The organism is Streptomyces sp. WMMC940 (assembly GCF_027460265.1).
Lineage (GTDB): Bacteria > Actinomycetota > Actinomycetes > Streptomycetales > Streptomycetaceae > Streptomyces.
Window position 1 is genome coordinate 6719053 of the sequence record NZ_JAPZBC010000001.1, and the last position, 22904, is coordinate 6741956.

General features: G+C 72.9%; 24 protein-coding genes. 9 read left to right on the top strand and 15 right to left on the bottom strand.

Going from position 1 to position 22904, the window contains the following annotated elements; all coding sequences use genetic code 11:
• Positions 1–48: 48 nt before the first annotated feature.
• On the top strand, positions 49–1104 hold the full coding sequence (locus tag O7595_RS29685; RefSeq protein WP_269731645.1) for a lactonase family protein: 1056 nt from the start codon (positions 49–51) through the stop codon (positions 1102–1104).
• Between the two features lie 214 nt (positions 1105–1318).
• On the opposite strand, the gene O7595_RS29690 is transcribed toward O7595_RS29685, so the two are convergent.
• The 6 genes from O7595_RS29690 to O7595_RS29715 form a co-directional block, all read right to left on the bottom strand.
• On the bottom strand, positions 1319–2239 hold the full coding sequence (locus O7595_RS29690) for a sirohydrochlorin chelatase (RefSeq protein WP_269731646.1): 921 nt from the start codon (positions 2237–2239) through the stop codon (positions 1319–1321).
• A gap of 88 nt (positions 2240–2327) precedes the next feature.
• Positions 2328–3344, bottom strand: coding sequence for an N-acetylglucosamine kinase (locus O7595_RS29695; protein ID WP_269731647.1), 1017 nt, complete (start codon positions 3342–3344; stop codon positions 2328–2330).
• Positions 3341–4003 carry a uracil-DNA glycosylase gene (locus O7595_RS29700; RefSeq protein WP_269732679.1) on the bottom strand — a complete coding sequence of 221 codons (663 nt, stop codon included), beginning with the start codon at positions 4001–4003 and terminating at the stop codon, positions 3341–3343. Before O7595_RS29700 ends, O7595_RS29695 begins: the two co-directional genes overlap by 4 nt.
• Before the next feature lie 47 nt (positions 4004–4050).
• On the bottom strand, positions 4051–5139 hold the full coding sequence (locus O7595_RS29705) for a WD40/YVTN/BNR-like repeat-containing protein (protein WP_269731648.1): 1089 nt from the start codon (positions 5137–5139) through the stop codon (positions 4051–4053).
• A gap of 183 nt (positions 5140–5322) precedes the next feature.
• Positions 5323–6402, bottom strand: coding sequence for an NADH:flavin oxidoreductase/NADH oxidase (locus tag O7595_RS29710; protein WP_269731649.1), 1080 nt, complete (start codon positions 6400–6402; stop codon positions 5323–5325).
• A 138-nt stretch (positions 6403–6540) separates the two neighbouring features.
• Entirely contained in the window at positions 6541–7041 is a 501-nt protein-coding gene (locus O7595_RS29715; RefSeq protein ID WP_269731650.1) for a MarR family winged helix-turn-helix transcriptional regulator, read from the bottom strand.
• Between the two features lie 117 nt (positions 7042–7158).
• Here O7595_RS29715 and O7595_RS29720 point away from each other — a divergent pair, with 117 nt between their 5' ends.
• Both O7595_RS29720 and O7595_RS29725 read left to right on the top strand, forming a co-directional pair.
• The gene (locus tag O7595_RS29720) at positions 7159–7572 is read left to right on the top strand and encodes an organic hydroperoxide resistance protein (RefSeq protein ID WP_269731651.1); all 414 of its coding nucleotides are present in this window, start codon (positions 7159–7161) and stop codon (positions 7570–7572) included.
• Between the two features lie 231 nt (positions 7573–7803).
• Positions 7804–8184: an ArsR/SmtB family transcription factor gene (locus O7595_RS29725; protein WP_269731652.1), complete on the top strand. Its 381-nt coding sequence runs from the start codon at positions 7804–7806 to the stop codon at positions 8182–8184.
• 147 nt (positions 8185–8331) lie between these two features.
• Here the strand turns inward: O7595_RS29725 and O7595_RS29730 are convergent, their stop codons facing one another.
• Positions 8332–9708, bottom strand: coding sequence for an FAD-dependent oxidoreductase (locus O7595_RS29730; RefSeq protein WP_269731653.1), 1377 nt, complete (start codon positions 9706–9708; stop codon positions 8332–8334).
• Positions 9709–9768: 60 nt separating this feature from the next.
• On the bottom strand, positions 9769–10434 hold the full coding sequence (locus O7595_RS29735; protein WP_269731654.1) for a DUF305 domain-containing protein: 666 nt from the start codon (positions 10432–10434) through the stop codon (positions 9769–9771).
• 67 nt (positions 10435–10501) lie between these two features.
• On the opposite strand from O7595_RS29735, the gene O7595_RS29740 reads away from it, so the two are divergent.
• Positions 10502–12013, top strand: a complete 1512-nt coding sequence (locus O7595_RS29740) for an LVIVD repeat-containing protein (RefSeq protein WP_269731655.1) — start codon at positions 10502–10504, stop codon at positions 12011–12013.
• Positions 12014–12093: 80 nt separating this feature from the next.
• Here the strand turns inward: O7595_RS29740 and O7595_RS29745 are convergent, their stop codons facing one another.
• The 6 genes from O7595_RS29745 to O7595_RS29770 all read right to left on the bottom strand — a co-directional run bounded on the left by O7595_RS29745 (position 12094) and on the right by O7595_RS29770 (position 16805).
• On the bottom strand, positions 12094–12750 hold the full coding sequence (locus O7595_RS29745; RefSeq protein ID WP_269731656.1) for a TetR/AcrR family transcriptional regulator: 657 nt from the start codon (positions 12748–12750) through the stop codon (positions 12094–12096).
• Between the two features lie 252 nt (positions 12751–13002).
• Entirely contained in the window at positions 13003–13701 is a 699-nt protein-coding gene (locus tag O7595_RS29750) for an HAD family hydrolase (protein ID WP_269731657.1), read from the bottom strand.
• A gap of 18 nt (positions 13702–13719) precedes the next feature.
• Positions 13720–14421 (bottom strand): phosphatase PAP2 family protein, encoded by a 702-nt coding sequence (locus tag O7595_RS29755; protein WP_269731658.1) that lies wholly within the window; start codon positions 14419–14421, stop codon positions 13720–13722.
• A gap of 203 nt (positions 14422–14624) precedes the next feature.
• The gene (locus tag O7595_RS29760) at positions 14625–15560 is read right to left on the bottom strand and encodes a M56 family metallopeptidase (protein WP_269731659.1); all 936 of its coding nucleotides are present in this window, start codon (positions 15558–15560) and stop codon (positions 14625–14627) included.
• An 83-nt stretch (positions 15561–15643) separates the two neighbouring features.
• Positions 15644–16213 carry a DUF5134 domain-containing protein gene (locus tag O7595_RS29765; RefSeq protein ID WP_269731660.1) on the bottom strand — a complete coding sequence of 190 codons (570 nt, stop codon included), beginning with the start codon at positions 16211–16213 and terminating at the stop codon, positions 15644–15646.
• Between the two features lie 205 nt (positions 16214–16418).
• A complete protein-coding gene (locus tag O7595_RS29770) occupies positions 16419–16805 on the bottom strand; it encodes a VOC family protein (RefSeq protein WP_269731661.1) in 387 nt (128 codons plus the stop codon).
• A gap of 108 nt (positions 16806–16913) precedes the next feature.
• Here O7595_RS29770 and O7595_RS29775 point away from each other — a divergent pair, with 108 nt between their 5' ends.
• On the top strand, positions 16914–17468 hold the full coding sequence (locus O7595_RS29775) for a GNAT family N-acetyltransferase (protein WP_269731662.1): 555 nt from the start codon (positions 16914–16916) through the stop codon (positions 17466–17468).
• Positions 17469–17542: 74 nt separating this feature from the next.
• On the opposite strand, the gene O7595_RS29780 is transcribed toward O7595_RS29775, so the two are convergent.
• The gene (locus O7595_RS29780; RefSeq protein WP_269731663.1) at positions 17543–18226 is read right to left on the bottom strand and encodes a glycerophosphodiester phosphodiesterase; all 684 of its coding nucleotides are present in this window, start codon (positions 18224–18226) and stop codon (positions 17543–17545) included.
• 417 nt (positions 18227–18643) lie between these two features.
• Between O7595_RS29780 and O7595_RS29785 the strand changes: the two genes are divergently transcribed.
• From O7595_RS29785 to O7595_RS29800, 4 genes are all read left to right on the top strand, one after another.
• On the top strand, positions 18644–20038 hold the full coding sequence (locus O7595_RS29785; protein ID WP_269731664.1) for a DUF6421 family protein: 1395 nt from the start codon (positions 18644–18646) through the stop codon (positions 20036–20038).
• Positions 20039–20064: 26 nt separating this feature from the next.
• Positions 20065–20820, top strand: a complete 756-nt coding sequence (locus O7595_RS29790) for an SDR family NAD(P)-dependent oxidoreductase (protein ID WP_269731665.1) — start codon at positions 20065–20067, stop codon at positions 20818–20820.
• Positions 20817–21887, top strand: a complete 1071-nt coding sequence (locus O7595_RS29795; protein WP_443071762.1) for a threonine aldolase family protein — start codon at positions 20817–20819, stop codon at positions 21885–21887. The genes O7595_RS29790 and O7595_RS29795 overlap by 4 nt, the downstream gene beginning before the upstream one ends.
• Positions 21888–22164: 277 nt before the next feature.
• A complete protein-coding gene (locus O7595_RS29800; protein WP_269731667.1) occupies positions 22165–22857 on the top strand; it encodes a B3/B4 domain-containing protein in 693 nt (230 codons plus the stop codon).
• Positions 22858–22904: the final 47 nt, after the last annotated feature.

Genomic DNA, 22904 nt, shown 5'->3' on the forward strand with positions numbered 1-22904 from the left:
GACCGGCCGGCGGGAGCGCCGGGCGGCGCCTCACCAGGGGAGGCCCCAGTGGAGCACGGGAACGTGGTACGGGCGTTCATCGGGTCGTTCACCTCGGCGGGCGGCCGCGGGATCGTCACGGCCGCCGTCGACCCGGCGACAGGTGCGCTGACGGAGACCGCGGCGACGGACGCCGTCGCCGACCCGACGTACCTCGCGGCCGGCACGACGGGGAGCGGGCCCGTGCTCTACGCGGTCTCCGAGACCGAGGAAGGGGCGGTCGCCGCCTTCGACATCGGTGGCGAGGGGCCGCCCCGCCCGCTCGGGGCGCCGGTGCCGGTGAACGGCTCCGGACCGACGCATCTGTCCCTCGCACCGGGCCTGCTGCTGACCGCCAACTACGGCTCGGGCAGCGTCAGCAGTCTCCCTCTCGGCCCCGGCGGCCTGCCCGGACCCGCCCTCGGCGTCCTGCGCCACGAGGGAAGGGGACCGAACCCGGAGCGGCAGGGCGAACCGCACGCGCACCAGGTGCTCCCCGACCCCTCGGGGCGGTGGGTGCTCACCGTCGACCTGGGCACCGACTCGGTCCGGGTGTGCGCGCTCGATCCGGCGGGCGGGGCGGCGCCGGTCCTCCACTCCGAGACCGCGCTGCCGCCGGGCACGGGTCCCCGCCATCTCGCCTTCCATCCCGCCGGTGAGCATGTGTACGTGCTCGGCGAGTTGCGTCCCACGCTCACCGTGTGCCGCTGGGACGCGCGTCGGGGCGTGCTGGATCCGCTCGGTGAGGTGTCCGTACTCCCCGACGGGTACGACCTGCCCAGCCACGCCTCCGCCCTCGCCGTTTCCCACGACGGGCGTTTCCTCTGGGCCGCCAACCGGGGCCACGACTCCATCGCCGTGCTCCGGCTCGGCGCCGGCGGGGACGAGCCGGAGCACGTCACGACCGTGCCGTGCGGCGGCCACTGGCCGCGCGATCTGGTGCTCGGCGCCACCGGCACCCGGCTGTACGCGGCCAACGAGCGCTCAGGGGACGTCACCTGGTTCGACATCGACGCCGGGACCGGTGTCCCGCGCCGGACGGGTTCGCTCGCCGTCCCGGCGGCGTCCTGCGTGGTCTTCGCCTGAGCCCTGAACCCCCTCCCGGGCCTGCCGGGAGGCACCGCAGGAAGCACGAGCCCCCGAGGACCCGTGGACAGGAGTCCTCGTACGCGCGAGGCCGGGCAGGCAGGCGGCCCCGTGCCCGCGACGGCCGGTACCCGTGAGGTTCCGTACCCGCGAGGGGCACACACGAAGGGCCCGCGCCGGCGCGGGCCCTTCGTGTGTGCGGAGCGGCGACCGGTCAGCGCGACTGGACGCCCTGCGGCTGGGGCGTGATGCCCAGCGTGGTCGTGTACTGCGACAGCACCAGCTTGCCGATCGCGGGGTAGGCGCCCAGCGGCTCCGCGGCGGAGCACCCCGCCTCGGCGGCGGCGGCCTCGAGCAGCCCCTGGGGCACCTCGGGCCCGACCAGGTGCGGGGCCAGCGCGAGCTGGGCGGAGCCGGAGGCGCGCAGCTCCTCGGCCGTCGCCGCGATCGCGCCCTCCTGATCCAGGGCGGCCGCCATGACCGGCACGGCGAGCCGCGCGGCCAGCAGCATCCCGGTGATGCCGGCGGCCTGGACCGCCTCGTCGCCGCCGACCGTGGCCAGGACGATGCCGTCGGCCGCGGTGGCGACCGTGAACAGGCGCGCCCGGTCCGCACGGGCCAGACCCGCCTCGGACAGTCTCACGTGCAGGGCCTCGGCCAGCAGCGGGTGCGGGCCGAGGACGTCCGTCAGCTCCGCGGTGGCCCTGCTGTCCATGACGGCCTGGCGGATCCGGCGGACCAGGGCGCTGTCCGGGCCGGCGAGCAGCGGCACCACGACGGAGGCCGGGCCCTCGGGCTCGGCGACCTCGCGGCCGGCTGCCTTCGCCAGTTCGTAGCGCTCGGTGCGCAGCGCGGCGGAACGGATCAGCACGCTCCCCAGCGTGGGGTACTCGGCGTCGTCGCCGTCGATGTAACCGATCGCGGCCTCGAGGCCGGGCAGCTCGGAACGGGCGATGCTGACGACTTCCTCGGCGAGGCTGCGTATCGCGGACGAGGGCGTGCCGGGCACGGCGAGAACGAGGGTCGGCGCGCCCTCGGGTGCCACCACGGGCTCCGGGCGGCGGTGCCGCCCGGGCTGGCGGGGTCGCGGCATTCGTACAGGGAGGCCGGATGCGGGCCCAGTGGGGGAGCTCATGGCGCCGCATGCTACTGGTTTCGTCGTCGTGCCTGCTCAGGGAGGGGTCGGTCGAGTACCGTCTGCCCGTTTTTATCCGATGAGTTCGTTAACGGCTGCCTGTCCTGGTCTGTTCGCCAAGGGTGGTGGTGAGGGTGAGCAGGCGCGGATCCTGCGGCAGCCTCAGCGTGCCTCCGGCCAGCGCGGCGGCGACGGTCAGCGAACCGGTGAGCGGATCGCCCGCAGCCGACACCGGCCGGGCGTACGGAAGTTCCCGGGCGAGAGCATCCCGCACGGGTGCGAGGAGCGGATCGCCCATCCTGAACAGCCCGCCGGTGAGGGCGATTTGACAGTCACCTGCCGACGAGGGCGGACAGACGGCGGCGGCCGCGGCCGCGATGTGGTCCGCCGCGTCGGCAAGGATCCGCGCGGCGACCGCGTCGTCCGCCGCGCAGCGGGCGACCTCGGGTGCGAACGAGGCCAGCACCGCCGGCCGGTCGGTGCGGGGGTACAGCAGTCCCGGCAGTCCCGCCGCCGGCCCGAAGACGGCCTCGAGCCGTTCCAGCAGTGCCGGGGAGCCCCCCGAACGCCCGTCGTGGGCCCGCAGCGCGGCCTCCAGACCCGCCCGGCCGATCCAGGCGCCCGAACCGCAGTCGCCGAGCAGATGGCCCCAGCCGTCGGCACGGCGCCAGCCCGTGAGATCCGTGCCGGTCGCGATCACGCCCGTGCCGGCGGCGACGACCGCGCCGGGGCACTGGCCGAGGGCGCCCGCGTAGGCCGTGACGGCGTCGGCGGCGAGCGCGACCTGCCGCGCGCCCAGTTCGCGCGAGAGCGCACCGGGCAGTACGGCCCGCAGTTCGTCCCCGAGGGTCGCCATCCCGGCGGCCCCGATGGCGACGGCGACGGGTGCGTCGGCCCCTGCCCGCAGCAGGAGCCCGCGGGCCATCGGCAGCAACTGCTCGAGCAGATGGGCCGCTTCGATCCCGGCGGTGCCGGTGCGGACGGGCTCCCGGGACGCGGCGGTCAGCGCCGCCGGCGGGTCGGCGGCCGGGGCGAGGGCGACGCGCAGGCCGGAACCCCCGGAATCGACCCCGAGGACCCAACCGCCCGCGCCGCCCCCGGTCATGGCAGCCGCCAGTCCACCGGCTGTGCTCCCTGGCGGACGAGCAGGTCGTTCACCCTGCTGAACGGCCGGGAGCCGAAGAAGCCGTAGTCGGCCGACCTGGGGGAGGGGTGGGACGACTCGACCGCGGGGAGGTCGCCGAGCAGCGGCCGCAGATTTCGGGCATCACGGCCCCAGAGCACGGACACGAGCGGTTTGCCGCGCGCGACGAGTGCGCGGATGGCCTGCTCGGTCACCTCTTCCCAGCCCTTGCCCCGGTGTGCGGCCGACCTGCGGGGCGCGGTGGTCAGCGCCCTGTTGAGCAGCAGCACGCCCTGCCGGGTCCACGGCGTCAGATCGCCGTTCGACGGCCGGGGCAGCCCGAGGTCCGTGTGCATCTCCCGGAAGATGTTCTCCAGACTGGCCGGCAGGGGCCGTACTTCGGGTGCCACGGAGAAGCTCAGTCCCACGGCGTGCCCGGGTGTCGGATAGGGGTCCTGGCCGACGATCAGGACGCGCACCTCGTCGAACGGCTGCTGGAAGGCGCGCAGCACATGCGCGCCCGCCGGCAGGTACGTCCGCCCCGCGGCGATCTCCGCGCGGAGGAAGTCGCCCATCGCGGCGATGCGTTCGGCCACGGGGTCCAGGGCGTCCGCCCACCCCGAATCGACGATCTCTTTCAACGGTCGTGCCACGAGGTGTCACTCTACTGGCCGTGCGGGGCGCCTCCTCAACCGATCGTGGCGGCCCGGACACACAGCACGTCCGGCAGATGGGAGGCCAGCTGCCGCCAGCTGTCGCCGTCGTCCGCGCTCGCGTACAGCTCGCCGTTCCGGTTCCCGAAGTAGACCCCGGCGGGGTCGGCGCCGTCGGTGCACATCGCGTCGCGCAGCACCGTGCCGTAGTGGTCCCCCTCGGGCAACCCGTGCGACAGCGGCTCCCACGTCGCGCCCGCGTCGGTCGTGCGGTAGACCCGGCAGCGCCGCTCGGCCGGGACCCGGTCCGCGTCGGCGTTGATCGGGAAGACATAGGCGACGCCGGGGCGGTGCGGATGGGCGACGACGGAGAAGCCGAAGTCCGAGGGGAGCCCCGCGCCGATGTCCGTCCACCGGGCGCCCCCGTCGTCGCTCCGGTACACCCCCCAGTGGTTCTGGAGGTAGAGCCGGTCGGGGTCGCCGGCGTCCTGGGCGATCTTGTGGACGCACTGCCCGAACTCCGGGTTCGGATCGGGCAGGAAGACCGCCGACACCCCCTCGTTGGACGGGGTCCAGGCGGCGCCCCCGTCCTGGCTGCGGAACACCCCCGCCGCGGAGACCGCGACGGTCACCCGGCGGGGGTCCCTGTCGTCGGTGACCACGGTGTGCACGGCCTCGCCGCCGCCGCCCGGAACCCATTTCGAGCGGGTGGGGTGCTCCCAGAGCGGCCGGACGAGCTCGAACGTCTCCCCGGCGTCATCCGAGCGGAACAGCGCCGCCGGCTCCGTCCCCGCGTAGACCACGTCCGGGGCCGAGGGGCCCGCCGGATGGAGCTGCCAGACCCGCTCCAGGGAGGCTCCGGTCTCCTTGGGGAACCTCACCGCGGGCTTGGCCGGTTCCGTCCACGTCGCGCCCAGGTCGTCGGAGTGGAACACCGAGGGGCCCCAGTGGGCGCTGTCCCCGCCGACCAGCAGCCGCGGCACGGCACCGCGACGTGTGTCGATCCCGACCGAGTACACGGCCTGGGCGTTGAAGTGGGGGCCGTCGAACTCCCACCGGCCGTCTCTCCCGTGCCCCAGGAAGAGCCCCTTGCGCGTGCCTACCGCCAGCAGAACGTCGGTCATCGCCGACACCTCCAGGACGCCGTTGTCGCGGACGGGAGCCAGTCTGCACCCACCCACTGACAACGGCCCCCGGACGGGGCCTTCCCGCAGGTCGGCCCGGCCGTGCCCGGCCCGGTGCGCCTCCGCCCCCGGACCGGCCCGGGCACGCCCCGCGCGGCATCGGGCCGTGCGGTGCTCCACGGCTCAGACCGAACGGTGGTACTGGTCGGGGATCCGGACCGGCCCGCCCAGTTCGCGTGCGGCGAGCCGCGCCCACGAGGGGCTGCGCAGCAGTTCCCGGCCGAGGAGCACGGCGTCGGCCTCGCCGTTCGCGAGGACCTTCTCGGCCTGCTCCGGGTCGGTGATCAGACCGACGGCCGCCACGGGCAGCGCCGTCTCGTTCCTGACCCGGGCGGCGAACGGCACCTGGTAGCCAGGGCCGACCGGGATGCGGACCCGCGCGGCGTTCCCGCCCGAGGAGACGTCGAGCAGGTCCACGCCGTGCTCCTTGAGTAGGGCGGCGAAGCGCACGGTGTCGTCGGCGGTCCAGCCGTCCTCCTCGAGCCAGTCGGTCGCGGAGATCCGGAAGAGCAGCGGGAGCTCCTGCGGCCACACCGCCCGTACGGCGTCGACGACCTCGAGTGCGAACCGGGTGCGGTTCTCGAACGAGCCGCCGTACGCGTCGGTGCGGTGGTTGCTGTGCGGGGAGAGGAACTCGCCGATGAGGTAGCCGTGCGCACCGTGCACCTCGACCACCTCGAAGCCCGCGTCCAGCGCCCGGCGGGCGGCCTCCGCGAACAGGGCGGGGAAGTCCGCGATCTGATCCGTGGTCAGCTCGTCGGGCACCGGGTACCCCTCGTCGAACGGGACCGGACTGGGGGCGACCGGCTGCCAGCCGCCGGAGTCCGGCCCCACCGGCTCGCCGCCCTTCCAGGGCCGGTCCGTGGAGGCCTTGCGACCGGCGTGGGCGAGCTGGATGCCGGGGACGGTGCCCTGCTCCTTGAGGAAGCGGGTGATCCTGCGGAAGGCGTCGGTCTGGGTGTCGTTCCAGATCCCCAGGTCGTGCGGGCTGATCCGGCCCTCGGGGGCGACCGCGGTGGCCTCGACGAGGATCAGTCCGGTGCCCCCGGCGGCCCGGGCGGCGTAGTGGGCGAAGTGCCAGTCGGTGGGGACGCCCGCGTCCGGTCCCGTGGCCTCGGCGCTGTACTGGCACATCGGTGCCATCCACACGCGGTTCGGGATCGTCACGGACCGCAGGGTGTACGGCTCGAACAGTGCGCTCACGGCGGGCTCCATTCACGGCGGGGCGGAGATGATGCTCGTACGATAGTCCTCGTAGTACGGCGATTGTCAAACTACGATGATCCTCGTACAAGGATCGGGTCCGTCCGGCGCGACGGTCGTGCGGGTGCCGCCGTGGAGTCAGTCCGGTCCCGCGCAGTCGTCGAGCGGGTCGAGGTCCAGGTCGGCCCCGTCGAGCTTGGCGGTCAGCGCCGACAGGCGCTCCTGCAGATCGCCGATCTCCTCCAGGGAGAGTCCGGTTGCCGCTGCGATCCTGCGGGGCACGAGGGCGGCCCGCTCCCGGAGGGCGGTGCCCGAGGCCGTCGGTCGCACCGTGACCGAGCGCTCGTCCTCGGTGCTGCGCCGGCGCTCCACGAAACCGAGCGCCTCCAGGCGCTTGAGCAGCGGCGAGAGCGTGCCGGAGTCCAGTCGGAGGCGGGTGCCGATCGTCTTCACCGGTAGCTCGCCGTGCTCCCAGAGCACCAGCATCGCCAGGTACTGGGGGTAGGTGAGGCCGAGGTCCTTGAGGATCGCCCGGTAGACGCCGTTGAAGGCCCGTGAGGCCGCGTGCAGCGAGAAGCAGATCTGGCGGTCCAGGCGGAGGATCTCCGCGTCCGGCGCGGCGTCCGGTGTCGTCTTCATGGGGCCAGGGTACCTGCCTCGCGCTATTGAGTTGTGCACAACTTAATTGTGTGCTCTAGTAGTGGCTGTCCGGACCGCCCCACGGGTCCGGCTCCGACGACCAAGGGATGGTTTTCCATGAACGCGCTGTACACCGCCGTCGCCACCGCGAACGGTCGCGAGGGGCGTGCCGTCAGCTCCGACGGCACGCTGGACCTGCCGCTGGCCGCGCCCGCCGCCCTGGGCGGCAGCGGCGAGGGCACCAATCCGGAGCAGCTCTTCGCGGCTGGGTACGCGGCCTGCTTCGCCAGCGCGCTCGGCCTCGTCGGGCGCCAGGCGAAGGTCGACACCGGCGACATCTCGGTGACCGCCGAAGTGGGCATAGGCAAGGACGAGGACGGCGGCTTCGGGCTGGCCGTGGTCCTGCGGGTCGAGCTGCCGGCCGCCCTCGAGGGCGAGACCGGCGAGCTGCTGGTCAAGCAGGCGCACCAGGTCTGCCCGTACTCCAAGGCCACTCGCGGAAACATCCCCGTCGAGCTGATCGTCGAGTAGTCGGCGGGTCCGGTGGTCGGCGGGTCCGGCGCGCTCCACCGTGGCGTTCCGGCGGGGGCGGGCGCCACGGCCGAGCCCGCCGGCGCCCGGGGCGGCGGCCGGGCACCCACGCCCCCGCGAGGCCGCCCGCGCCGCCGCGCCGCTGGTCGGGGGAGCGCGCCGCTGCGCGGCGGGGCCGGTCGGCCGTACCGGCCCGCCGCGCCCTCGGTGAACTACGACGGATTTCGTACAATGGGAGCCCCGACCGAAGTGGAGCCCCCCGTGACCACCGCCGCCGGCCCCCGCCAGCTCGCCCACCCCACGCGCGACGAGATCCGGCTCGAGGGCGTGCTCCAGGCGCTCTCCGACCCGGTGCGGCTGCGGGTGGTGCGCGAGCTGGCGACCGCCGAGTCCGAGCTGTCCTGCTCGTACTTCGATCTGCCCGTGACCAAGTCCACCTCGACCCACCACTTCCGCGTGCTGCGGGAGAGCGGCGTGATCCGGCAGGTGTACCGGGGCACGGCGAAGATGAACGGGGTGCGCCGCGAGGACCTGGACGCGCTGTTCCCGGGCCTCCTCGACGGCGTCCTCACCGCCGCCGCCGGTGAGGCGGCCCGTCTCGGCACCGGCTGACCGCGCCCCGGTGCCGGCCTGCCGTGCTCGCCACGGAACCACCGCGACCGCGGTACCGGCTGAGGCCGACCCCGATCACTGCGGCGCAGGCCGAGCGCCTCCGGCGTCCGGTTCCGACGTCCTGATCCCGTCGGCCGCCGTGCCGCGCTACACCGCCGGGAGCCGCGGAGCCACGCCGACACCGGCCGCGCCCAGCAGCCCGTCCCAGTCGGCGATCTTCACCGAGCGGCGCCCCAGCGATCGGCCCAGCAGCGTCTCGGCCTCCTCGATCGCCAGCCAGCCCGGCCACTCCACCGGGCGCAGCCCCGACTCGCGCAGTACGTCCAGGGGTTCGTCCGGGAGCGGGCGGGCCGAGAGCGCGGGCGCGTCCTCGAGGACCGAGGCCACGGTCTCCTTCGCACAGGGCCTGTTCGTGCCGATCACGCCGGTGGGGCCCCGTTTGATCCAGCCCGCCACGTACTCGCCCGGGGACGGCGAGCCGTCCCGCAGGACCCGCCCGGCCTCGTGCGGCACCGTGCCCCGGGCGGCGTCGAACGGCAGCCCGTCCAGGGGCGCTCCGCGGTAGCCGACCGCCCGCAGCACCAGCTGCGCCTCGATCTCCTCGTACGCGCCCGTGCCGCGCACCCCGCCCGTGCCGTCCGGCACGGTCCGCTCGAAGCGCACCGCTGCGACCCGTCCGCCCTCGGCGAGCAGTTCCACGGGACGCAGGAAGAAGCGCAGCCGGATGCTCCGCGCCCGGGCGCGGGAGGCGCCCTCGTCGGCCGTCGCCCAGCCGCGCACCACGTCGACATTGCGCCGGTTGACGGCCGGCAGCCCCGTGGCGTCGGCGTACCCGGGGTCAAGGGCGAGGTCGGCCGGCTCGACGCCCACGGCCGCGTCCGGCAGGGCGCCCAGCTCGCGCAGCTCCTTGGTGGTGAACTTCGCCTGGGACGGGCCGCGTCTGCCCACCATGTGCACCTCCCGCACCCGGCTGCCGGCCAGCGCGCCCAGGGCGTCCTGCGGCACGTCGGTCGGCAGGAGCTCCGCCGCGCCGCGCGCGAGGATCCGGGTCACGTCGACGGCGACGTTGCCCACCCCGATGACCACCGCCGACCGGGCGCCGAGGGCGAATCCGCTGCCCGCGGCGTCCGGGTGGGCGCTGTACCAGGACACGAAGTCGGTGGCCGAACAGCTCCCTGGCAGGTCCTCGCCGGGCACCCCCAGCCTGCGGTCCTTCGCGGCTCCGACGCAGTACACGACCGCGTGGTAGAGCCCCAGCAGACGCGCGGGCGTCAGGCCGTGCGTGCCCACCTCGACGTTGCCGACGAAACCGATCCGATCGTCCTCCAGGACCGTCCGCAGGGTGTTCTGCAGGGACTTGATCTTCTCGTGGTCGGGCGCGACTCCGTACCGCACCAGCCCGTAGGGGCACGGGAGCCGGTCCAGGACGTCCACACGGACGTCCGGCACGAGGGACTGCTGGACGAGGGCCTGAGCGGTGTACACCCCGCTCGGCCCGGATCCGACGACGGCGACTCGAAGCACGGCTGCGCTCCTTCCGCAGGGTGCTTCCAGCATCGCACCGGGCAGGCCGCGCGGTAAGTCTCACATCGTGCGCATACGGTTGATCTCCGCCGTCTGCTGCGCGATCACATCATTGGCCATTTCCTCCACCTGGACGTTGCTCCCCTCGGACAGCACGGTCGCGCCCATCGTCAGCGCACCCTGGTGGTGAGTGATCATCAGCTTGAGGAACAGCTCGTCGAAGGCCCTGCCCTCGGCTGCGCGCAGCTGCGCCAGCTGTTCCTCGGTCGCCATGCCCGGCATCGCGCCGTGGTCATGGGCCCCGTGACCGTCCGTCGCCCCGCTCTTGGCGTGTGCTTTCAGCCAGCCCCGCATCGCGCCGATCTCCGGCTCCTGCGCGGCCCGGATGCGATCGGCGAGACGTTTCACCGGGGTGCCCGCGGCCCGCTCGGGTACGAGCGCCGTCATCTCCAGCGCCTGGGTGTGATGGACGATCATCATCCGGACGTAGGCGAAGTCCGCGTCGTTCGGGCCGTCGTCCGGCAGCTCCTTCGCGGCCTCCTCGGGGGAGAGCGTCCTCGCGGGCTCGCCCGGCTTTCCCGGGGCCACGACCACCGCGCCGCGTTCGTCCCCGGCCTTCGCGTCGCCGTCGGACCCCGACTCGCAGGCTCCCAGGGCGAGTACGGCCACCACGACCGCCGTGACGACTTTGATTACGTCCCTGTTGCCATCTGTTGATATGGGCATGCCGAGGACGATACTGCCGGGGTCAGTGCATGGTTCAAGCACGGAATGAAACCAGGGGAGGAAAACGGTGACCCCGTTGCACACCACCCGCGTGCGGCGCAGACGCCTGGGCGTGGCGACAGCCGCGGCAGGGCTGCTGGCCACTCTGCTGGCGGCCGGACCCGCCGCCGCCACACCGGATCCCGGAGACGTCCCGGTCGAGAGGAAGGTCTCGTCCGAACAGGCGGCAGCCGCGAAGGCCCTGACGAACAGTGGTGAGATACCCGCCGTGGACGAGGTCGTCCACAGCGACAACATCCGTCATCTCGCGAACGTCCCGAAGGACGCCCTCCCGGGCACCAACTCCGACCTCGCCTTCCAGGGCAGGTACGCGTTCGCCGGCAACTACGACGGCTTCCGCATCTTCGACATCTCCAACCCGCGCACCCCCAAGACCGTCGCCCAGGTCCTGTGCCCCGGTTCCCAGAACGACATCTCGGTCTCCGGGGACCTGCTCTTCCTCTCCACCGACTCCTCGCGCAGCGACGACTCCTGTGCCAGCACCAGCCAGCCGGCCACGGAGAAGTCCTCGTGGGAAGGCGTCAAGGTCTTCGACATCAGCGACAAGCGCAACCCGAAGTACGTCGCGGCCGTCGAGACCGCGTGCGGCTCCCACACCCACACCCTCGTGCCCGAGCGGCGCAACGTGTACGTGTACGTGTCGTCGTACTCGCCGAACGCGGCCTTCCCGGACTGCCAGCCGCCGCACGACGGGATCTCCGTCATCAAGGTGCCGCGGAACGCCCCGGAAAGGTCCGCTGTCGTCGGGTTCCCGGTGCTGTTCCCGGGCGAGGGTCCGGACGGCGGCGGCAACCCCGGCGCACCCACGAACCCGGGCGTCTCCAAGACGACCGGCTGCCACGACATCACCGTGCTGCCGGACGAGGACCTCGCGGCCGGCGCCTGCATGGGTGACGGCATCCTGTTCGACATCCGCGACCCCGAGCGCCCGAAGGTCATCGACCGGGTCCAGGACAACGTCAACTTCGCGTTCTGGCACTCGGCGACGTTCAACCAGGACGCCGACAAGGTGGTCTTCACCGACGAGCTCGGCGGCGGCGTGGGCGCGACCTGCAACGCGGAGATCGGCCCGAACCGCGGTGCCGACGGCATCTACGACATCGTCGGCAGGGGCGACAAGCGCAAACTGGTCTTCCGCAGCTACTTCAAGATCGACCGGCACCAGGCCGCCACCGAGAACTGCGTGGCGCACAACGGCTCGCTGATCCCGGTGAAGGGCCGCGACATCATGGTCCAGGCCTGGTACCAGGGCGGCGTGTCGGTGTGGGAGTTCACGAACTCCGCCAAGCCGCGGGAGATCGCCTACTTCGAGCGGGGCCCGCTCTCCACCGACACCGTCACCACGGGCGGCTCCTGGTCGGCGTACTACTACAACGGCCACATCTACTCGAACGACATCGCCAAGGGCTTCGACGTGCTGAAGCTCGAGGACCGTCGTACCGACGCGGCCAAGCGTGTCCGGATGCACGAGCTCAACGTGCAGACCCAGCCGGACTACTTCGACCGCCACGACCACTGATCCGCGCCGTCGCGGTGCCGCCCCGGCGGGCGGCACCGCGCCTCCCCGGTGCGGGCTCGCCGGTCCTCCGGGGCCGGTCCTTACCGGGCCGCCCCGTCGGAGGCCCGGTCCGCACCCTCGCGTGCCGCCCCGGCGGGCGGCTCCCCGCCCGGCGGGAAACCGAGCTCCCAGTCCAGCCCGTACCGCTGGAACAGCTCCGCGCGCAGCCGTGCGCGCGGCATCGGCGCGCCGGGCAGCGCCACCGCGAAGACCGCGCCCATCAGCAGTGCGCGCAGCAGCGGGTAGTCGGCGTCCACGTCCGGGGACCCGTACCGCTCCACCGTGTCGCGCAGCAGCAGGGCCAGGCGCTGCTGTTCGGGGCACTGGACGAACCCGTCGGCCTGCAGGATGCCGGCCATGTGCGCGCGCATCAGCACCGGCCGGTCCACGGCGAGGCCCAGGACCGCGTCGATCGCCCGGGCCAGCCGCTCCCGCCCGTCGGAGGCGCGGGGCTCGCGCTCCAGCGCCTCCTCCAGCGTGAGATGCATCAGCCGGTGCACGGCCGACTGGAACAGCTGGCGCTTGCCGGCGAAGTAGTACGAGACCAGTCCGCGGGCCGAACCGGCCCGGTCGGCGATGTCCCCGAGCGTCGTCGCCTCGTACCCGCGCTCCCCGACGAGGTCCACGGTCGCCTGGAGCAGGCGCTCCCGGGAACGCCGACGGAGCTCTTCATTGACCGATGCGCTCCGCGGGGACATGCTTAACTCCTGCGTTGACTGGCTCTGAGCCAATATACTGAGCGCGAACCGTGGCGAGGCGCTCGTGTGCCTGGTCAGCGGGGGTGACCGGACGGACCGGGCGACGCGGGGGATCGCCCGGTCCGATCCGTTCCGTCGTGGATCCGCGCGGATCCGGGGGAGCCGCTGACTGCGGCTTCTGCCTCTATTGTCCGATCCCGGGGTCTCGATTCCCACGGTCGTCCACCGGTGCTTCGCCGACGGCGTTCCGGTTCACGCGCCCACGAGTCCGAGTACCGGACGCAGGCCCTCGGGCCGCTCCTCGACCGGCAGATGGTCCACGAAGTGCACCGCGCAGCCCAGCCGTGCCGCCCCGCCGTCCGCGCGCCGGTCGTCGCCGACCATCAGGACGTCGCGGGGGTCCTGCCCGAGCGCCTCGCAGCCCGCCCGGAACAGCCGGGCGTCCGGCTTCTGCACCCCGTGGCGGTACGACAGCACGTACGCGTCCACGTAGCCGTCCAGCCCGTGCGCCTGGAACACCGGCCGCGGGTCCCAGCCGATGTTGCTGACCACCGCGACGCCCGTGCCCAGACGTCGCAGCTCGCCGAGCACCTCCTCCGCGTCCGGGTACGGGCGCCACGCGGACGGGGTCTTGTGCCGCTCGTAGAGCGCGTCGTACAGCCGGGGGTCGGGGAGCTCCACGCGGCGGGCGAGGCCCACGTAGGCGTCCCTGTGCCGCTGGGCGTCCCGGTCGCGCGTCCACCACAGGTCGGCCAGCGCCTCGGGGACCAGTTCGGGGGTGGAACCTCCGGGCAGCGCCCCGGCCGCGTCGAGCTCGCGTGCGTACCGTTCGAACGCGTCCTCGCCGACGGAGATCCCCGTCTCGTCGAGGGCGGCCCGCAGCCAGGAGGTGACGGATTCGATCCGGAAGAGCGTTCCTGAGAAATCGAAGAGCACGCCTTTGATCGCCATGGGGTGATCCTCCCGGCGTCAGGGCTCCCGGTTCAAGGCCAGCCGCTCGTACGAGCCGACCGCCACGGCGACCACACAGATCCCGAGCAGCCAGCCGGCCAGGACGTCCGTGAGCCAGTGCACCCCCAGATAGAGCCTGGTGAAGCCCACGCCCAGCACCGAGACCGCCGCGAGCAGGGCCGCCGTCCGCCGCAGCCCCGGCCCGGCCCCCGTCCGCGCCAGCAGCCAGAGGAGCAGCCCGCAGGTGACGGTCGCCGTCATCGCGTGGCCGGACGGGAAGGCGGCGTAGTGGGCGGAGTCCACGGGTTCCGTCCAGACCGGGCGCTGCCGCCCCACCAGGACCTTGAGGATCTGCTGCACCGCCGCGCCCAGCAGGCTCGCCGCCGCGACCCACAGGGCCGGCAGGCGCTCGCCGCGCCACAGCAGGCCGAGGACCACGGCGACCACCAGGGCGCGCATCGTCCACGGGTCCCACACCCAGTCGCTGAGGAGCCGGTTCGCACGGGTGAAGCCCGGCTCCGCCAGCGCGGACTCGTGGAGCTCGACGGCGACCGTACGGTCGGCCGACACCAACGGCTCCCAGCCCACGGCCACCGTCACCAGGAGCAGCACGGTGGTCACGGCGGTCAGCGAGGCGGTGCGTGCCCCGGGGACCGGAGCGCCCGGCTCCGGGGTGGGGGTGCGCGGGAGGGGGGTGGAGGTGGGGGTGGGGGGACGCATGGGAGGAATCCTGCCCCCGATCCGCCCTGCTAGTGCCGCGTCGGGCAAGGTTCACCGGGGCGCGACGCCCGGCACGGCGCTTCGCTGCGTCAACCGCATCACCCGAGTGCGTCCGGTACGAGGGCGACCCTCCGCCGTGCGGCGCACCGCGCCGCACCGGACGCGGCGACCTTCCCGGCGAATCCCTCAGGTGACGTCGCTGGTCATGTCAGAGCGCTCAGACCCGGCACGAATGCCACCAGCAGCGGGACGACGGGCACCAGGACCGCGGCGGCGGTGAGCCGCAGCCGCCTGCCCGCGGTGAGCCGGGGCACCGGGGCCAGCAGGCGGTTCACCCGCTGGTGCAACTGGGTGTCGGGAGCCGGGCAGGGGCCGAAGACTCCGCGGTGTTCGTTCAGTTCGACCAGCGCGAGGGCGATCGTCAGCCGCCCGAATCGTCGCGAGGCCACGTCGTCCGCGGCCAGCTCGACCAGACGGTGCATCTCGTCACGGAACGCGGCGAACACCGGGACCTGGGGAAAGCCGTTGGCGAGTGCCGCCGAGCAGTGCAGCAGCCAGTCGTGGCGCGCCCTGGCGTGCCCCTGCTCGTGAGCCAGCACCGCGTCGAGTTGACGGCCTTTCAGCCGCCGCAGGGCGGCCGTGGTGATGACCAGCTGGGGCGCGGCGCCGGGCAGCCACCACACGTCGGGGCGCTCGCCCTCCAGCACCACCAGCGGATCGTCCCCCGGGTCCTCTCCGGGCAACAGGGGGGCGCGCACGAGGAGTTCGGCCCTGCGCCGCTTGCGTCGCGTGTGCGCCCGGTGGATCTCCCGGGTGAGCATCGCGCCGGTCCACAGACCTCCGCACGCCAGCACGACGGCCAGAACCGCCGACCACGGTCCGCCCGCGCCCAGGGCGTACGCCTCGACGACCGCGCTCGGCGCGGGCGCGAAGACCGGCCCCCGCACCGCCTGCCAGGCGGCGGCCGCGCTGATGGTCATGGAGAGTCCGAAGCTCAGCAGCACCGCCGCGACCACGCACTGCCACACCCACAACGCCACCACCGGCTCGCGCTCCGGCCAGTCGGCCCGCGACATCAGCCGCGGCGCGACGACGGCGGCCAGTGCGCCGAGCGACAGCAGCGCGAGGGAGACCATCATGGGTACCAGACTATGAGCGGCGTGCTACTCACAGGTATGGCTTCACACGGCAAGTGATGTACGCCACGGCCCGCCCCGCGCGCTCAGACGGTGAGGAGCATGGCGACCATGGCGACGCCCATGGAGACCCGGCACGCCAGAGCCAGCTCGGGGCGGGCCCCCCAGGCCGGGGGCGGGCCGCCCGCCGGCGCCGCGACGGGCACCAGCCGGGCGCCCGTGCGCAGGACGAACACCGTGAAGTAGACGAGCAACGCCCCCGTCACCAGCGGCACTCCGCCGGCCCCGGGCGGGCCGCCGTGCTCCCCGTGGCCGCCCGCCGCGAACGGGGACATGGCCACCGCCATGTACACCATGGCCAGCGAGCCGACCAGATGGTGCAGATGGTGCGCGCCGGCGCGGGAGACCCGAGTGGCCCACAGTGCTCGCAGGCCCACCGCCCCGAACAGGGCCGCGAACAGCAGCCAGCGCCACGCCGGTGCCGGCGCCACGGCAGCCGGCACGGCCATCGAGGCCATCCCGAACCCCATCAGCGCCTCGTCCGTCGCCGCGCTGCGCGCCGGGCCCGCACAGCAGCGCATCCGCACGAGGCAGTAGGCGCCGGACACCGCGCACAGTGCCACGAGCAGCCAGCCCGGCATCGCCGGTCCGTGCACCGCACACCTCCCCGCTCGACGTGTCGGGCAGGGCATGCCCCGCCGGGGTCCGGCGCATACGAGCGCACGGGTGCATTGCGGGCGCTCGCGGGGTCCGCGAGGCCGCGCGCACCGCCCGGCGACCCTCCCTCGCACGGCGACCCTCCCTCGCCCGGCGTCCGGGACGGCTCCGCCCCCGCCCCGCGGGCGGAGCCGTCCCGGACGCTCAGGGCCGGTGGCGCAGCGGATGGTCCTCGGGCACCTCGACCACGGCGATCCGCACACCGTCCGGATCGGTCAGCCACATCTCGACGAGCCCCCAGGGCTCCCGCCGCGGCGGCCGTTCGACCTCGGCCCCGTGCGACAGCACATGGCCGTAGGCCGCCTTGGCGTCCGACACCTGGAGCCACAGCGCGAGGCCCGGGCCGGGCGGGGTCGCGGAGCGGCCGGAGATCTCCAGGAACCCGCCCCCGAGGAAGTAGACGGTTCCGCGGTCCGGTCCGCTGCCGAACTCGCGGTAGATCTGCAGGCCCAGCACGTCCTCGTAGAACCGTCGGGACCGCTCGGGGTCGGTCGGCCGCAGCAGGATGCGACTGCTCAGCACGTGCATCATGGTCTCCACGGTAGACCGCCGGTGCGCCGCGCCGAGGTCGGGCGGACGCGCGTCCGCCCGACCTCGGCGCGGCGCACCGGCGGCAAGAGGAGAACGGAGAAGCGCCCCATGGAGACCGCCCCGCCCCAGCACCCTGCGCAGCTGTCCTTCCGCGACGCGACCGATGCCGACGTGCCCGCGCTGGTCGAGCTGATCGAGTCGGCCTACCGCGGGGACTCCAGCCGCGCGGGCTGGACCACCGAGGCGGACATCCTGGACGGACAGCGCACCGACCCGGAAGGCGTGCGCCAGGTGATCGGGGCCTCCGGCAGCAGGCTGCTCGTCGTGCGGCGCGACGACGAACTGGTGGCCTGCTGCCAGCTCGAACACCGCGGCGACGCGGCGTACTTCGGCATGTTCGCCGTGCGCCCGGGACTCCAGGGCGGCGGGCTCGGCCGGCTGGTCATCACCGAGGCCGAGCGTCTCGTGCGCGAGGTGTGGGGCGTCACCGAGATGCACATGACGGTGATCTCGGTGCGCGAGGAGCTCATCGCCTGGTACGAGCGGTGCGGGTACCGCCGTACGGGGCGGATGACCCCGTTCCCGTACGGCGACGAGCGATTCGGCGTTCCGCGCCGCGCCGACCTGCAGTTCGAACTGCTCGTGAAGAGCCTGGACGGCTGAGGCGCCTTCCGCGACACGTCTGCCGGACCGCGGCACCGGACCGGTGCCCGCGGTCCGGTCCGCCGCCGGGGCCGTCAGGCCGTGAAGCGGCCGGTGCGCCGGATCTCCGGGAAGTCGGTGGTCGCGCCGTCGAGTCCGAGGGCGCGCACCAGCCGCAGATGGTCCTGGGTGTTGACGACCCAGCCGATGACCCGCAGTCCCTCGTCGTGGGCGTGCTCCACCGTCTCCAGCGTGAGCCGGCGGATGTTCAGCGCCAGCGTCGGGGCGCCGACGGCCTGTGCGCGCTCCACGATGTCGCTGCCCCACCGGCTGGCGACGAGGGCGGTGCGCACGCCGGGCACCAGCGCGGCGATCTCCCTGACGGCGTCGTCCTGGAACGAGGCGACCTCGATCCGCTCCGCCAGATCGCGCTTGACCATCACGTCGGCGAGTACCCGTGCCGCGGCCGCGTCCTTGATCTCGACCTGGAGCGGCGCGCTCACCGCGTCCAGGACCTCCTCGAGGACCGGGACGCGCTCGCCCTGACCGGCGTCCAGTTCCCGCAGCTCGGCGAGGGTCCTCTCGGCGATCGGCCCCGTGCCGTCGGTCGTCCGGTCCACGTCGGCGTCGTGCATGACGACCAGTGCGCCGTCCTTGCTGAGATGGAGATCCAGTTCGATCGCGTCCATACCCGCGCGTTCCGCCCGGACGAAGGAACGCAGGGTGTTCTCCGGTTCGACACCCATGACCCCGCGATGACCGATGGTGAGGAAACTCAAGATCTTCTCGCTTCCGTCGATGTGTCGGGCTCGGGCCGTTCTTGTGTGTGGCTCCCACGCGGTGGCTCCGCCCCGCGCGGCTCGGCCGCAGCCTAGTGGCCTGCGCCTCAGCCGTACCCGGTCGTGCATGAGGCGCCGGGCTTGGGGGAACGCGCTCTTCCGGCGCCGCGCCCCGTGACGGGCTCACTCGCGCGTGGGCGAGTCCTCCGGGCCTTGACGGCGCGCGGGCCGCAGCCGGTCCGGTGGTGCCTCCTGCCCGACCGTTCCGAAGCCATCGCCCCGAATGGCCTAGGTCACAGAAAAATCTGCGGTGACCATGGGGGTGAGGCAGGATAATTTCCCAGGGTTCCCCTTGTAAGGGAGAACCGGGCATGGATACGGTGTCTTGACGCGAGGTTCTCCCGTGGAGGAAGTGACATGACGGAAATTCTTGTGCAGAACGCTGCGACGGACGCGGCGACGGCCACGGCGGTGGTCGAGCATCCCGCGTGGCAGATGCTCAAGGACGCCGTCGAGGAGATCAGGCCCTGGCAGTCCGAGGACGGTTCCATCGACTTCGCCGCCGAGGACGCCCCGGTGCGCGCCGCCGCCGAGTACGCGATCGAGCGTGTGACCGCCGCCGTGGAGGAGCTCTCCCCGCTGCTTCCGCACGACGCCGCGTACCACCGCGCGCTCGTCGCCGACCTGCGCAAATGGGCCGACAGCGCATTCGGCGTGCCGGACTTCCTGGACTCGCTGCTGGCCTTCCAGCCCGCCGCCGACCGCGTGGACGGACTCCAGCACCTGGTGGTCTTCCCCATGTACACGCAGAACGGCAACCCGGACCGCAACCTCGAGGCCGTCGTCCTGCGGATGGTGTGGCCGGAGTGGCTTGCCGAGCTGGAGGCGACCCGGTACGACAACCCGCTCTTCTGCGGGATCGCCTTCGAGGACTTCACCGCCGGCTACGACACCAACTCGGCCGTGCTGTTCCCCGAGACCATAGCCGTGCGCGAGGCCCCCGAGCGGTTCAGCTGGGGCGGCATCTTCTGCGACCGCGAGGCCGCCCGCTTCCGCCGGGTGACCGAGGCCGCCGTGGAGATCCTCTCCCTCGACCTCCCCGAGGACGTGGCCTCGATGGTCCACGACCAGGAGCGCTGCGAGAAGGCCTTCGTCCTGTGGGACATGATCCACGACCGCACCCACAGCCACGGCGACCTGCCGTTCGACCCCTTCATGATCAAGCAGCGCCAGCCGTTCTGGATGTACGGCCTGGAGGAGCTGCGCTGCGACCTCACCGCCTTCAAGGAGGCGGTGAAGCTGGAGGCCGAGGGCAATGCGCACGGCCGTGACGTCCAGTACGCCGTGCTGTTCGACCGGATGTTCCGCTTCCCCGTCACCGGCGACCGGGTGCGCAACTACGACGGCCTCGGCGGCCAGCTGCTCTTCGCGTACCTCCACAAGCACGACGTCGTGCGCTGGACGGACAACACGCTGAGGATCGACTGGGAGCGGGCCCCGCAGGTCACCAACCAGCTCTGCGCCGAGATCGAGACGCTGTACCGCGAAGGCATCGACCGCCCGAAGCTCGTCCACTGGTTCAAGGCGTACGAGCTGGTGTCCACCTATCTCGCTCCGCACCCGGGCTCCCGTTGGGCGAAGGGCCCCGACGCCCTGGACCTGAGCCAGCCGCCGCGCAAGCTCGTCGACGACGTGCTTCCGGACGAGTTTCCGCTCAGCATGTTCTTTGAGGCGCTCTCCAAGAAGCTGAAGGGCGTGATCGCCTCCACCAAGGGCATCACGGCCCGGTCCGCCGAGCGAGTCGCCGCGTGAGCTCTCGGACGGAGGAGACCAGCACCATGAATGCGAACGGCAACGGGGCCCTCGACGGTGCGGTGATCGCGGTCGCGGGCGCGGCGGGTCCGGCGGGCCGCGCCACCCTGCTCCGCCTCGCCGAGGCGGGCGCGATCGTCGTGGCGTCGGACGCGGACACCGAGCGGCTGGCGCAGGCGGTCGACGAGGCGCGGTACGCGCACGGCGGTGCGACCGTCACCGGCGACACCGTGGACCTGCTCGACCCGACCGCGACCCGGGAATGGGCCGCGCAGACCGAGAAGGAGTTCGGCCGCGTCGACGGCCTCGTCCATCTTGTCGGCGGCTGGCGCGGCAGCGCGACCTTCGGCGAGACCGACCTGAGCGACTGGCAGCTCCTCGAGAAGCTGCTGATCCGTACGGTCCAGAACACCTCGCTCGCGTTCCACGAGGCGCTCAAGCGCAGCGACAAGGGCCGCTTCGTACTGGTCAGCCAGTCCGGTGCGGCGAAGCCCACCGAGGGCAACGCCGCCTACGCCGCCGCCAAGGCCGCGGCGGAGGCCTGGACCCTGGCGCTCGCCGACTCGTTCCGGAAGGCCGGGGGCGAGGAGGGCCCGCGCGCGGCGGCTGCCATCCTGATCATCAAGGCACTCGTGCACGACGCGATGCGCGCCGAGCGCCCGAACGCCAAGTTCGCGGGCTTCACGGACGTCAAGGAACTGGCCGAGGCCGTTGCCGGAGTCTGGGACCGGCCCGCCCCGGAAGTGAATGGACAGCGCCTGTGGCTGACCCCCGAGCCGTGATCCCGACGAGAACCGACGCCCGCCGGCACCACGACCCCGACGTACGGGGATTCGCCAGCGACAACTACGCGGGCGCGCACCCGGAGGTGATGGCCGCCCTCGCCCTGGCCAACGGCGGCCACCAGGTCGCCTACGGCGAGGACGAGTACACCGAACACCTCCAGCGGATCATGCACAGCCACTTCGGCTCCGGCGCCGAGGCGTTCCCCGTCTTCAACGGCACCGGCGCCAACGTCACCGCGCTGCAGGCGCTCACCGACCGGTGGGGCGCCGTCGTGTGCGCCGAGAGCGCCCACATCAACGTGGACGAGGGCGGCGCTCCGGAGCGGATGGGCGGGCTGAAGCTGCTGACCGTGCCGACCCCGGACGGCAAGCTCACCCCCGAGCTCGTCGACCGGCAGGCCTGGGGCTGGGAGGACGAGCACCGCGCCATGCCGCAGGTCGTGTCGATCACCCAGAACACCGAGCTGGGCACCGTCTACACGGTGGACGAGATCCGCGCGATCGTCGACCACGCCCACGGGCTCGGCATGAAGGTCCACCTCGACGGGGCGCGGATAGCCAACGCCGCGGCGTCGCTGGACGTGCCGATGCGCGCGTTCACCAACGCGGTCGGCGTGGACGTCCTCTCGTACGGCGGCACCAAGAACGGCATGCTCTTCGGCGAGGCAGTCGTCGTCCTCAATCCCGACGCCGTCAGCCATATGAAGCATCTGCGCAAGATGTCGATGCAGCTCGCCTCGAAGATGCGGTTCGTGTCCGTGCAGTTGGAGGCCCTGCTCGCCAAGGACCTGTGGCTGCGCAACGCCCGACACTCCAACGCCATGGCGCAGCGGCTCGCCGAGGGCGTCCGGTCCGTGGACGGGGTGGAGATCCTCTACCCGGTGCAGGCGAACGCGGTCTTCGCGCGGCTGCCGCAGGACGTGAGCCGGCGGCTCCAGAAGCGCTTCCGCTTCTACTTCTGGGACGAGGCGGCCGGGGACGTCCGCTGGATGTGCTCGTTCGACACCCGCGAGGACGACGTGGACGCCTTCGTCCTCGCGCTGAAGGAAGAAATGGCGCGCTGACCCCTCGTCGGGGCACTGGCCCCTGACGGTGCATGGGTGTGCGATCGGCTGAGAGTCCATTGATCCTCGGCCGATCGCGTTCCCCGGGTGGCTCGCCTTCACTCCGCCCCCGAGTCCAATGAGATGGACTATCCGGTGCTGTATGCTGCACTGCATCCCAAGGTGCCGAGGGCCCTCCGGTCAGCGCGGGATTGGCGCTCCCTCGCGGAGCGTCTTCCCTCCGCGCTCTGAGGGTCACCCGAAGCACGCGCCGCAGCACTCCCAGGCAAGGACGCCCATGCCTCTCACGCTCACCGTGTCCGACGAGGTCCACGGCCTCGTCCCCGGATTCACCCCGCTTGTCGTCGAGGCCCAGGGCCTGGTCAACGGACCCAGCAGCGAGGCGAGTTCGGCGCTCCTCGACGACGCCGAGCGCCGGGTGGCGGAACGGCTCGGCGGCCGCGCTCCGCACGAGGACCCGCACATGGCGGCCTGGCGTGCCGCCTACAGCGCCTTCGGGGCCAAGCCGTCGCGTACCCGCAACTCCGCCGAGGCGCTGGCCAGACGAGCCCTTACCGGTGCCGGGCTGCCCCGGATCAATCTGCTCGTCGACGCCTACAACGCGCTCAGCGTGGCCCGTCTGATCCCGGTCGGCGGCGAGGACCTGGACCGCGTCCGGGGCGGGATGCGGCTCGTGCGCGCCACCGGTCAGGAGCCCTTCGTGACCGCCGCGGCGGGCGGGGAGACCGTCGAGCACCCCGAGCCGGGCGAGATCGTCTGGTGCGACGACGAAGGCGTCACCTGCCGCCGCTGGAACTGGCGCCAGGGCCCGCGCACCCGGCTCACGGAGGAGTCCGTCAACGCCGTCTTCCTGCTGGAGTCCCTGGCCCCGATGGCCGCCGCGGAACTCGAGGCCGCGGGCGCGGAACTCGCCGAGTCGCTGGAGAAGCTCAGCCCCGGGGCCCGGATCACGGTCCGTCCGGCCGGGTGACGCCCGTGTGCGCCCGTGACCCCTCCGGCGGGGATCCGGGCCGGCTC